Annotated in this window: 8 protein-coding genes; 5 read left to right on the forward strand and 3 right to left on the reverse strand. The window is 47.0% G+C overall.

Annotated elements, in window-relative coordinates; all coding sequences use genetic code 11:
• Positions 1 to 93 precede the first annotated feature (93 nt).
• The 5 genes from JZY04_RS16290 to JZY04_RS16310 all read left to right on the forward strand — a co-directional run bounded on the left by JZY04_RS16290 (position 94) and on the right by JZY04_RS16310 (position 7,133).
• Positions 94 to 792 carry a DNA alkylation repair protein gene (locus JZY04_RS16290; RefSeq protein WP_122143275.1) on the forward strand — a complete coding sequence of 233 codons (699 nt, stop codon included), beginning with the start codon at positions 94 to 96 and terminating at the stop codon, positions 790 to 792.
• Between the two features lie 192 nt (positions 793 to 984).
• Positions 985 to 2,013: a Holliday junction branch migration DNA helicase RuvB gene (ruvB, locus tag JZY04_RS16295; RefSeq protein WP_005779612.1), complete on the forward strand. Its 1,029-nt coding sequence runs from the start codon at positions 985 to 987 to the stop codon at positions 2,011 to 2,013.
• Between the two features lie 15 nt (positions 2,014 to 2,028).
• Positions 2,029 to 3,525: an oligosaccharide flippase family protein gene (locus tag JZY04_RS16300; protein WP_005812331.1), complete on the forward strand. Its 1,497-nt coding sequence runs from the start codon at positions 2,029 to 2,031 to the stop codon at positions 3,523 to 3,525.
• A gap of 2 nt (positions 3,526 to 3,527) precedes the next feature.
• The gene (locus tag JZY04_RS16305; protein ID WP_005779608.1) at positions 3,528 to 4,895 is read left to right on the forward strand and encodes a TIGR00341 family protein; all 1,368 of its coding nucleotides are present in this window, start codon (positions 3,528 to 3,530) and stop codon (positions 4,893 to 4,895) included.
• A gap of 51 nt (positions 4,896 to 4,946) precedes the next feature.
• The gene (locus tag JZY04_RS16310; protein ID WP_122143276.1) at positions 4,947 to 7,133 is read left to right on the forward strand and encodes a S46 family peptidase; all 2,187 of its coding nucleotides are present in this window, start codon (positions 4,947 to 4,949) and stop codon (positions 7,131 to 7,133) included.
• 9 nt (positions 7,134 to 7,142) lie between these two features.
• On the opposite strand, the gene JZY04_RS16315 is transcribed toward JZY04_RS16310, so the two are convergent.
• The 3 genes from JZY04_RS16315 to JZY04_RS16325 form a co-directional block, all read right to left on the reverse strand.
• A complete protein-coding gene (locus JZY04_RS16315) occupies positions 7,143 to 8,006 on the reverse strand; it encodes a DMT family transporter (RefSeq protein ID WP_022011652.1) in 864 nt (287 codons plus the stop codon).
• A 645-nt stretch (positions 8,007 to 8,651) separates the two neighbouring features.
• On the reverse strand, positions 8,652 to 10,562 hold the full coding sequence (locus JZY04_RS16320; RefSeq protein ID WP_122143278.1) for a DEAD/DEAH box helicase: 1,911 nt from the start codon (positions 10,560 to 10,562) through the stop codon (positions 8,652 to 8,654).
• Positions 10,563 to 10,656: 94 nt separating this feature from the next.
• Entirely contained in the window at positions 10,657 to 11,712 is a 1,056-nt protein-coding gene (locus JZY04_RS16325) for a tyrosine-protein phosphatase (protein ID WP_005779599.1), read from the reverse strand.
• Positions 11,713 to 11,716 lie beyond the last annotated feature (4 nt).

The following is an 11,716-nucleotide window of genomic DNA, read 5'->3' on the forward strand; positions in this document are numbered from 1 at the left end:
AATTTTCCTACAAAATTAAGAATATGTTTCTATTCATTGTGGCTTTTTTGCCTATTTTTGTCAGGATGTAACTTTATAAACTCAATTGTCTCGATGAAATCGATAGAAATTCAAAAAGAGCTGGAGACTTATGTTGATCCGGTGAAGCGGGAATATCTTCCCGGATTCTTTAAAACCGGAAAAGGACAGTATGGCGAAGGTGACAAGTTTCTTGGGGTAGTAGTGCCCAATACTCGTATTGTGGCTAAAAGGCATAAGGACATCCCTTTTGAGGTAATGGCCGAATTGCTTCAGTCGGAGTGGCACGAATGCCGGTTGTGTGCATTGCTGATGATGGTGGAACGGTTTAAAAAGTCCGACGAGAAAGAGCGGGAGGCTATCTATCGTTTCTATCTGTCTCAAACGGAACGTATTAACAACTGGGATTTGGTAGACCTGTCGGCTCCTTATATTGTAGGCGAATATCTGAGAGATAAATCACGTGACGATCTTTATCGGCTGGCTGAGAGTAATCTGCTGTGGGAGCAGCGCATCGCGGTAGTGGCTACGGTTACTTTGATCAGAAATAACGATTTCACCGATATTCTTCGTCTGGCAGAGTTGTTGTTGCAGCATAAGCACGACCTGATGCAGAAGGCTATAGGCTGGATGCTCCGTGAGATGGGAAAGAAGGACCGGGACTTGCTGTTGCGATTCTTGGATAAATACAGGATGGTGATGCCACGAACTATGTTGCGTTATTCGATAGAAAAACTGACGGAAGCCGAACGAAAATATTACATGAAGCGTTAATTGGGGTATTGCAGGATTGGCTACAGGGATCCGGGGAACCGAGAGATTTAATCTTTTGCTTATAGGGATGTCATCCTCTGTGAACTCTGTGTCCTCTGTGGTGAACTTCTCGTTTCAAAGGAAAAACTCTGTGAAACGCTGTGCTACTCTGTGATGAAATCTATATCTTTGCTACCTATTTATAAAAAAGAAATGGAAGAAGATTTTAATATACGGGATCATCAACTGACCAGCAGAGAACGGGATTTCGAGAACGCCCTCCGTCCATTGAGCTTTGAAGACTTCAACGGGCAGGACAAGGTGGTCGATAATCTCCGCATTTTTGTCAAGGCGGCTCGCCTGAGGGGTGAAGCGCTGGATCATGTATTGCTGCATGGACCTCCCGGATTGGGAAAGACTACTTTATCGAATATTATCGCTAACGAGTTGGGTGTGGGATTTAAGATAACTTCCGGACCGGTACTCGACAAACCGGGTGATCTGGCCGGGGTGCTGACCAGTCTTGAACCGAATGACGTGTTGTTTATCGACGAGATTCACCGTCTTTCACCGGTAGTGGAAGAATATCTCTATTCGGCCATGGAAGACTATCGTATCGATATCATGATCGATAAGGGGCCCTCGGCCCGTAGTATCCAGATTGATCTGAGCCCGTTTACACTGGTGGGGGCAACAACCCGCAGCGGTTTGCTGACGGCTCCTTTGCGTGCCCGTTTCGGTATCAACCTGCATTTGGAGTATTATGACGACGATATATTAAGTGGCATTATCCGCCGTTCGGCAGGTATACTCGACGTGCCTTGTTCGTCTCAGGCAGCCGGTGAAATAGCTTCAAGGAGTCGTGGAACCCCTCGTATAGCCAATGCGCTGCTGCGCAGGGTGCGCGACTTTGCACAGGTGAAAGGTTCGGGATCTATCGACACGGAGATTGCCAACTATGCTCTTGAAGCACTGAACATCGATAAATACGGACTGGATGAAATTGATAATAAGATTCTCTGCACCATTATTGACAAGTTTAAGGGTGGTCCGGTGGGATTGACAACGATTGCCACTGCCCTGGGTGAGGATGCCGGAACGATTGAGGAAGTATACGAGCCATTCCTTATTAAGGAGGGGTTCCTGAAGCGTACTCCCCGGGGACGTGAGGTGACGGAGCTGGCTTACAAACATCTTGGGCGCAGCCTTTACGATAGTCAGAAGACACTGTTTAATGATTAGATACACAAAAACAACATGGCCGGATTAAAGTCATTGGTAAAAGATACAGCCCTGTATGGGCTGAGTAGTATGGTTGGTCGGTTTCTGAACTATCTGTTGGTGCCGTTATATACAGCGGTCTTACCTGCCGCATCCGGCGGATATGGGGTTGTCACCAACGTATATGCCTGGGCGGGGTTGATTATGGTACTGTTGACGTTCGGGATGGAGACCGGTTTCTTCCGTTTTGCCAATAAGTCGGAAGAAGATCCGGCAAAAGTATATGCCAATTCACTGATCTCGGTAGGAGGTATTTCACTTATCTTTGCCGTCCTTTGTCTGACATTCCTTCAGCCTGTTTCTAATTTTCTGGACTATGGCGATCATCCTGACTTCATCGGGATGATGATAGTGGTCATGGCCCTCGATTCTTTCCTGTGCATCCCGTTCGCTTATCTGCGTTATAAAAAGCGTCCCATTAAATTTGTTGCCATTAAGTTCGTTTCCATCATTGCCAATATCGTTCTGAACCTGTTCTTCCTGTTGCTTTGCCCGTGGTTGCATGTGCATTTTCCCGCATCGGTGGATTGGTTCTATAATCCGACCTATCTGGTAGGGTACATCTTTGTCACCAATCTGATAACGACCTGTTTGCAACTTTTTTGCCTGATTCCCGAGCTTCGTGGCTTTGCCTATCGGGTGGACAAGGCACTGTTGAAGCGGATGCTTGTCTATTCTTTTCCGATATTGATTTTTGGCCTGGTAGGCATTTTGAACCAGACGGTGGATAAGATTATCTATCCTTTCCTCTTTACCGATCGTCAGGAAGGGCTGGTGCAACTTGGTATTTACGGTGCTGCCACCAAGATTGCCATGGTGATGGCTATGTTCACTCAAGCTTTTCGTTATGCCTATGAGCCGTTTGTATTTGGCAGGGAACGTGAAGGAGACAATCGCCGGATGTATGCCCAGGCGATGAAGTATTTCCTTATTTTTGCCTTGCTTGCCTTTCTGACAGTTATGTTCTATCTCGATATTTTGCGTTATATGGTGGCACCCGACTATTGGGCTGGACTTAGTGTGGTAGCCATCGTGATTGGCGCGGAAATATTCAAAGGCATCTATTTTAACCTCTCGTTCTGGTATAAGCTGATCGATGAAACTCGTTGGGGAGCTTATTTCTCCATGGTCGGATGTGCTATTATCGTCGGAATGAATGTACTGCTGGTTCCCACTTACGGATTCGTGGCCTCGGCATGGGCTTCGGTAGCCGGATATGGGGTAATTACGGTTCTGTCTTATTGGATCGGACAGAAAAAATACCCTATCCATTATGACTTGAAGCACCTCGGTATGTATGTGTTGCTTACAGCAGTGCTCTATGCGGCAGGAGAGCTGGTACCTATTCAAAATGTGGTACTTCGTCTGGCTTTCCGTACCGTTTTGTTACTGATATTTGTGGCTTATGTTATCCGGACGGATTTGCCATTGAGCCAGATTCCTGTGATTAACCGATTTATTAAGAAGAAATAGTTATGAAGGCAGACAATCGAAACATTTTTGCCGTTAAGGCATTTCTCAGAGAATATCTGGACCTGAGAAAGGATAAAGACAACGAACTGGCAACGGTTGATTCCATCCGGAAAGGTGTGGAGTTCAAAGGGGCTAACCTCTGGATTCTGATTTTTGCTATCTTCATGGCCTCACTCGGACTGAATGTCAATTCGACGGCCGTCATTATTGGTGCCATGTTGATTTCACCGTTGATGGGACCAATCATGGGAGTGGGGCTATCGGTAGGGCTGAACGACTTTGAGTTGATGAAACGCTCTCTGAAAAGCTTCCTGATTACTACGGCGTTCAGCGTGACGACGGCTACTATTTTTTTCCTGTTTACTCCCATTGCCGAAGCGCAGTCGGAGTTGCTGGCACGCACGTCACCGACAATTTATGACGTTTTCATCGCACTTTTCGGTGGACTTGCCGGAGTGGTTGCCCTTTCTACCAAAGAGAAAGGAAATGTAATTCCGGGTGTTGCCATTGCTACTGCATTGATGCCACCTCTCTGTACGGCAGGTTATGGGTTGGCTTCCGGCAATCTGATTTATTTTCTGGGAGCATTCTACCTCTATTTCATCAATTCCGTATTTATCAGTCTTGCCACGTTTATCGGTGTACGGCTGATGCACTTCCAGCGGAAAGAGTTTGTAGACAAGAACCGTGAAAAGAAGGTACGTCAATATATCGTATTCATCGTGATTCTGACTATGTGTCCGGCTATTTATCTTACGATGGGAATTATCCGGAGTACCTTTTTCGAGACGGCGGCCAATCGTTTTGTCTCCGAACAACTCAACTTTGATAATACCCAGGTTCTGAATAAGAAGATCCATTACGAAGGAGATTCATGCGAGATCCGTGTCGTGCTGATCGGTCCGGAAGTGCCGGAAGCTTCCATCGCCATTGCCCGCAGCAAGATGAAAGACTATAAACTGGAAAATACGAAGCTGATTGTTTTGCAGGGAATGAACAATAACGATGCGATGGACCTCTCGTCAATTCGTGCCATGGTAATGGAAGATTTCTATAAGAATAGCGAGCAACGTTTGCAGGAACAACAAGTCAAGATAACCACACTCCAGAAGAGCCTTGAACGATATAAGTCTTACGATGAGATGAGCCGGAAAATCATTCCGGAACTGAAAGTACTTTATCCTTCGGTGACGGCTTTATCTATTTCGCATACGATTGAGACGACGGTCGATTCGATGAAAACAGATACAATTGCACTTGCCGTGCTGAAGTTTACCCGCCATCCGAAGAACGATGAAAAGGAGAAAATCAGTGCGTGGCTTCAGGCGCGGGTAGGAGCCAAGAAACTCCGGTTGATTGTTGAAGAATGACGGGAAGCATATGGCCGGAGAAAAGAAGATGAATAAACATGATTAATATAAATGAATAGAAACAAAGTAATTAACTCTTTCTGTAGCAGAAAGAGATGGGGGGAAGTTCTGTGTCTGGTTTTGCTTTTTCTCTACCCGGCTTCATTGCATGCCGATGAAGGTATGTGGATGCTGGGCAATCTGAATAAAGAAACCCGTAAAGCGATGAAAGAACTGGGATTGCAGATGCCTGCCGACCGGCTTTACAGTACGAAGCGTCCGTCGCTGAAAGACGCTGTGGTCAGTTTCGGAGGATTCTGCTCGGGAGTAGTCGTTTCCGAGGATGGCCTGGTATTTACCAATCATCACTGCGGGTTCAGCAGCATACAACAACATAGTTCGGTTGACCACGATTATCTGAAAGACGGGTTCGTGGCGCATAGCCGGGAAGAAGAGTTGCCCAATCCCGAGTTGTATGTCCGCTTCCTGCTACGTACAGAAGACGTTACCCGCCGCGTCCTGAAAGCTACAACACCCGGTATGACCGAAGCTGAACGAGGTTTAGCCATCGATTCGATGATGATATTAATAGGGGATGAAGTCTCGAAAAAAGACTCCACATTGGTTGGCATTGTAGATGCTTATTACGGAGGCAATGAGTTTTGGCTTTCCGTTTACCGCGATTTCAACGATGTGCGTCTGGTGTTTGCGCCACCGTCCTCTATCGGTAAGTTCGGATGGGACACGGACAACTGGATGTGGCCCCGTCATACAGGCGATTTCTGTGTCTTTCGCATTTATGCCGATAAGGAGAACCGCCCTGCGGACTATTCGCCCGATAACGTGCCCTATCACCCCGAATATGTAGCTCCGATTACGTTGGATGGATATAAAGAAGGTTCGTTTTGCATGACGTTGGGCTATCCCGGCAGTACAGAACGTTATCTTTCTTCGTTTGGTATCGAGGAAATGATGAACGGGATGAATCAGGCTATGATCGACGTCCGCGGAGTGAAACAGGCCATTTGGAAACGTGAGATGGACCGGAGAGATTCTATCCGTATCAAATATGCGTCGAAATATGACGAAAGTTCCAATTACTGGAAAAACAGTATCGGAACCAATAAAGCCATACGTAAACTAAAGGTGCTGGATAAGAAGCGTCAGGCGGAAGACGCGCTCCGAAAGTGGATTCAGAAGACTCCGTCAGAACGGGAGAAGTTGCTGCACCTGATGTCGTCGCTCGAACTGAACTACAAGGATCGTAAAGAGGTGAACCGGGCGATGGCCTATTTCGGAGAGTCGTTTATTAACGGTCCTGAATTGGTGCAATTTGCGCTGACCATCCTGAACTTCGACTTCGAAGCGGAACAGAAGCAGGTGGTGGCTCAGCTTCAGAAGTTGCTCGATAAATATGCAAACTATGATGTGACCATTGATAAAGAAGTGTTTGTAGCCATGTTGAAGGAGTATCGGAGCAAAGTGGACCAGGCATATCTGCCCGATCTTTACCAAACCATAGATACGCTTTACGGAGGCAATGAGCAGATGTATGTTGATTCATTGTATGCTCATTCTGAGATCACTTCTCCACGCGGCTTGAAGCGTTTCCTGGAACGCGATACTACTTTCCATATGGTCGATGACCCTGCAGTTTCGCTCGGCATTGATCTGATTGTGAAATTTTTCGATATGCGTAGTCAGATGGCTGAGGCTTCTGATAATATAGAAAAGGACGAACGCGAGTTTAATGCCGCCATGAGAAGGATGTATGCCGACCGCAATTTCTATCCGGATGCCAACTCGACAATGCGGCTGAGTTTCGGTACCATAGGCAGCTATTCACCTTACGACGGTGCCGACTATGACTATTATACCACGGTAAAGGGAATTTTCGAGAAGGTAAAGGAGCACAGTGGTGACCCCGACTTTGCTGTACAGCCAGAGGTCCTGTCCCTGCTGGCATCAGGTGATTTCGGACGTTATGCCGACGAAAAGGGAGATATGAATGTATGTTTCATCTCAAACAATGACATTACGGGTGGCAATTCCGGCAGTGCCATGTTCAACGGCAACGGTGAATTGCTGGGGTTGGCATTCGACGGGAATTGGGAAGCGATGAGTAGCGATATCGTTTTCGAACCCGAAGTACAACGCTGTATCGGGGTCGATGTACGATATATGCTCTTCATTATCGAAAAGTTCGGAAAAGCAAGCCAGCTGATACAAGAACTGAAAATAGAAGACCGAAAGAAGTAAGCCCTTGCCCTAACGTCTCAGTATGATTACGATTACTGCTGAGATTATGAGCAGAATGCCGATTCCGATGCTCCGGGTAAAGGGTTCGCCGAACATAAAGATACCTACACAAACAGCTGTTACCGGCTCCATGGCTCCAAGTACGGAAGTGAGCGTGGAGCCGATGCTTTTTACGGCCTGTACTAATGCCAGGTTAGAGATTACGGTTGGAATCAATGCCAGCAGCAGCAGGTTTCCTCCCGTATGCCAGTCGGGAATAGCTTGAATACCCGTGGTCGCGCCTATCCCCACCAGCAGGAAAAGCGCACCGAACAGAAAAACATAGAAAGTAAGCCTTAGCCCTTTCATCTGTCCGATCTTGAGTTGACTCACCGTAACCAGGTAAAGCGCATATCCCAAAGCCGACAGGAGAACGATGAACAATCCGATGGCAGTAATTCCACCGGAACTGTCGCCGTAAGAAAGGCAGGAGACACCGACTACGGCAAGAGCGATGGCGAAGAAGCGCCAGGCTGACTTCTTTTCGCGGAAAAAGATCATCATAATCAGCGTGGTCAGTACCGGATACATGAAATGGATGGTAGTGGCTACCCCGCTTGCCATGAATTTATATCCCCAGAACAAGAAGACTGCGGACATCAGATAGAGGAAGGCAAGTAGCGACAGCGAAGGGATTTCTTTGCGGCTGATACGGAAAGACTGTTTGTCGAGCAACAGGATACATCCCAAAGCTAAGCAGGCGAACAGGAACCGATAAAACAGGATGGATTCGAAGTGCATTCCCTCACGCATGGCAGGGATGGTGAAAAGAGGAATCAGCCCGAAGGAGGCCGATGAAAGCAGACCGTAAAGGAAACCATTAAATTTGTTCATATCCGAAAACTATTACCTGTTTTTTTAATTCACGCAAAGGTAGTGTTTTTGGGGACAATATAAATAAGAGAACCCTGACTTAATCTTTTCTTATCATTTTGACTTTTTGCTTTTCTGACCCTTCCAGAATCGTTTATTTCGGGCCTCTCTCCGGTCGGTGTGAAAAAAACGTCCGGAATTTGCATTAGGCTCGGGGTTCGTTGTCTTTGATTCGATTGATCTGCTTTCTCTTTTCAGAGTATATCGGGTGATTACAAACAAATAGTTGTATAATTTCTTTTTTTTGAGCTCTTTTTGGTAGTTTCCGGTTGCTGCTCTATTGAAATGAACCAGCTTGTGAACAGAAGCTTTTTCGGAAAAAGTGGGAATAAAGAAGGTCTCTTCCTCCGATGGAGTAAGCATTTGCTCCGGATGGAGTAACCTTTCGGGGGAAATGCAGGTTGCATTTCGTCCGGAAGCCTGCTCTTCGGAGTGAGAAAGCCCGGCTCTTCACCCCGCTCAGACCGTTGCTAAGTGAAGTGAAGAGCCGGGCTTTCATCCGGCTTCTCTCCGAAAGAGAAGTTTTATAAGAAAGGGAAGTAAGCAGGGAACGGCTAATCTGGTCTTTTTGAAAGTTGACAGGCCGTTCTTCCTATCTTTTTGTCCTTAGCTCTTCTTGGGTTTTCTTCTTGCCCATCCCTCTTCGCTGAAGTCGGGTTCGGCATCTTTAAAGAACTGCTTCCATTCATCTTTACCTTTGGGACCACGTGCTGCGGAATATCCGCGTTCCTCGCGGCTGGGCTTTTGGGCTTTCCGGGTGTCCGCCTGTTTTCTGTCTTTACCGGCTCTGCCTTTATCCTTGCGGTCGGCCGATGCGGCTGTATTTCTTCCTTTGCCGCCCTGGTCACTGCCTTCATTCCGTTTTCCGCGTCCTCTGCGTTCCGTGGGCGCTTCTTCTCCGGCAACCTCTACCGTAACCTTGCGTCCGTTCCAGTTTGTCCGGTTCAATGCTTTTACTACGTTCTGCGCTTGTTTCTCTTCTACTTCGAAGAACGAGAAGTTCTTCATCAGGTCGATACGTCCCAGTTCCACTCTTCCACGGGTGTTATTGTTGAGCAGGGTAATCAGTTCATGGGGGAAGAAGTTATCCATCTTACCCAGGTTGATGAAAAGTCGGGTGAAGCCCGGTTCAGCCTGGCGGCCACTCTTGCCGTCACGGCTTTTTACGGCACGTTCGCTGCGGCTGTCTGTCGGCACCTCTATTTCTTCACGATTGCGATAATAATCCACGAACCGGTTGAACTCGTGCGATACCATGCGCTTGATAAGGTCCTCCTTGCTCAGCCATTCCAGTTTACGATAAATTTCGGGCATGAAATCGTTAATGTCTTCCTCGTTTACCTTTACTTTTTCAAGGTCATCGATCACTTTAAGAAGCTGTTTCTCGCAAATCTGTTTGCCGGTAGGCATCTCGCCGGCAATGAACTTCTTGCCGATGATACGCTCTATTTCGCGCATTTTTCCCTTTTCACGCAGGTTGATAATCGCAATCGATGTACCTGTCTTACCGGCACGTCCGGTACGTCCGCTGCGGTGTGTGTAGCTTTCCGTATCATCCGGCAACCCGTAGTTGATGACGTGTGTCAGGTCGTCTACGTCCAGTCCGCGTGCGGCAACGTCTGTGGCTACCAGTATCTGGAGGTTGCGAATACGGAACTTCTGCATCACCGTGTCACGCTGTGCCTGCGAAAGTTCTCCGTGCAGTGAATCGGCGTTATAGCCTTCCTGCATCAGTTTATCGGCAATCTCCTGGGTCTCTTTACGGGTACGGCAGAAGACGATACCGTAAATCTGCGGATAATAGTCTACGATGCGTTTCAGTGCAGCATATTTATCTTTTGCGTGTACGGTATATACCACATGCTTCACATTGCTCGTACTTTCGTTTTTGCGTCCGATGGTAATCTCTTTTGCATCGTGAAGGTAGTTCTTCGAAATACGGGCTATTTCGGGGCTCATCGTAGCCGAGAAAAGCAGTGTGTTGCGTTCCTGCGGAACATCGGCCAGAATAGCGTTTATACTCTCCGTAAAGCCCATGTTAAGCATTTCGTCCGCTTCGTCCATCACCACGTTGGTGACAGTGGCAAGCGATACTGTTTTGCGTTCCATCAGGTCGAGCAGACGTCCCGGTGTGGCAACAATGATGTGCACACCCCGTTTCAGGCTGCGTATTTGGCTGTCGATGGACGAACCACCGTATACGGGCAATACTTTCAGCCCGTCAATGTATTTGGAGTAATCGTTCAGATCGCCCGCTATCTGGAGGCAAAGCTCACGTGTAGGGCATAGAACGAGTGATTGGGGGATTCTGTTTTTTACGTTAATTTTTTGGATGAGGGGCAAGCCAAACGCTGCGGTCTTACCCGTTCCTGTCTGTGCAAGAGCTACTACATCATTGTTCTCTCCTAAAAGGTATGGAATCACTTCCTCCTGTACCGGCATGGGATTCTCGTATCCCATCTCTTCAATAGCTTTACGTATCTCCGGAGAAACGCCAAGCTCTTCAAATGTCTTCATTAAATCTCTGTATATCTTTATATTCGGGTGCAAAGATACGGATTAATTGTGAATTACGAATGATAACAATAAATAATGATGGACAAAAAATGCGTTATTCCAGCAAGATGTTGCGTAGTCTGTGTGTGTCCTCGGGCTGCAGACCGATTGCTTTCTGCAGATAAGTGGATACATCACCGTATTTGCGCTCTATCTCGTCTTTGGCTGCATTAAGGAAATCTTCTTTTGCCGAGAAAAGAGTGGTAATGGCCTCCTGCGAGTTGGCGGGCAGGTTATAAGCGTACTTGGACGCTTTGGGGATATTAAAGTAATCGTTGCTCAGACGGTAATCTTCCATAATGATATCCGCATTAACATCTAAAGCAGCCAGTATCAGGGCAGATACGATGCCGGTCCGTCCTTTTCCCGACGAGCAGTGAATCACTACCGGATAGCTGTTTTTGTCGAGCAGGATATCGAATATTTCCTTGTATTCCTTCTGGTATTTTACCACCAGTTCGCGGTTCATCCCTTCCACCATGTGGTAAATGGTATCTGTCTTGATCTTCTCTTGTTGTATGCCGTGCAGGATATGTTCCATATCACCCGTACTGATAGGGATATGCACCACATTGAATCCTTTTTGCAAAGGAGGCGTATTATGGAGTTCGCTTTCGGAGCGCAGGTCCAGAATGGTTTTGATGCCCAGATTCTGTAGTTTTCTGAAGGCAAAGCAATTCAGGCTGTCTATCTGTGCCGAACGGTAGAGCTTGCCCCAGCGTACGTGCTTTCCTGTAGCGGATTTATATCCTCCCAAGTCGCGGAAGTTCTGTATGCCGGGCATATTTACATTGCGGGGAGCCACTTTTACACGGTATTTGTCATTGAATACCATTGTATAATAGGAGCGTTTGGAAGGATCGTTGGTCACAATCGTTATCCGTGCGTCGGAGATGTTAGCCATGGCGACGGGATTGTCTTCGGGTATGAACTCCGGATTGTCGGATGCATATACTTTCACCTGCCCCTTGATGAGAGGGGTTGTTTCCCATTTAAGAATACAGTTTCCTATATTATTCTCTTCGCAAACCACCGAAATGTTAGGAGACATATCTGTGCACGAAGGCAGAATAAGTAAAATAGTTAGTAAATTGAACAGGTTTTTGTACATAGTT

Source organism: Bacteroides sp. 11BF, assembly GCF_019633765.1.
Classification (GTDB): Bacteria; Bacteroidota; Bacteroidia; order Bacteroidales; family Bacteroidaceae; genus Bacteroides; species Bacteroides hominis.

What these genes read in the sequence shown, in the direction of transcription:
- JZY04_RS16290 (WP_122143275.1), top strand. Translation starts at nt 94, where the DNA reads ATGAAATCGATAGAAATTCAAAAAGAGCTGGAGACTTATGTTGATCCG.
- ruvB (WP_005779612.1), top strand. Translation starts at nt 985, where the DNA reads ATGGAAGAAGATTTTAATATACGGGATCATCAACTGACCAGCAGAGAA.
- JZY04_RS16300 (WP_005812331.1), top strand. Translation starts at nt 2,029, where the DNA reads ATGGCCGGATTAAAGTCATTGGTAAAAGATACAGCCCTGTATGGGCTG.
- JZY04_RS16305 (WP_005779608.1), top strand. Translation starts at nt 3,528, where the DNA reads ATGAAGGCAGACAATCGAAACATTTTTGCCGTTAAGGCATTTCTCAGA.
- JZY04_RS16310 (WP_122143276.1), top strand. Translation starts at nt 4,947, where the DNA reads ATGAATAGAAACAAAGTAATTAACTCTTTCTGTAGCAGAAAGAGATGG.
- JZY04_RS16315 (WP_022011652.1), bottom strand. Translation starts at nt 8,006, where the DNA reads ATGAACAAATTTAATGGTTTCCTTTACGGTCTGCTTTCATCGGCCTCC.
- JZY04_RS16320 (WP_122143278.1), bottom strand. Translation starts at nt 10,562, where the DNA reads ATGAAGACATTTGAAGAGCTTGGCGTTTCTCCGGAGATACGTAAAGCT.
- JZY04_RS16325 (WP_005779599.1), bottom strand. Translation starts at nt 11,712, where the DNA reads ATGTACAAAAACCTGTTCAATTTACTAACTATTTTACTTATTCTGCCT.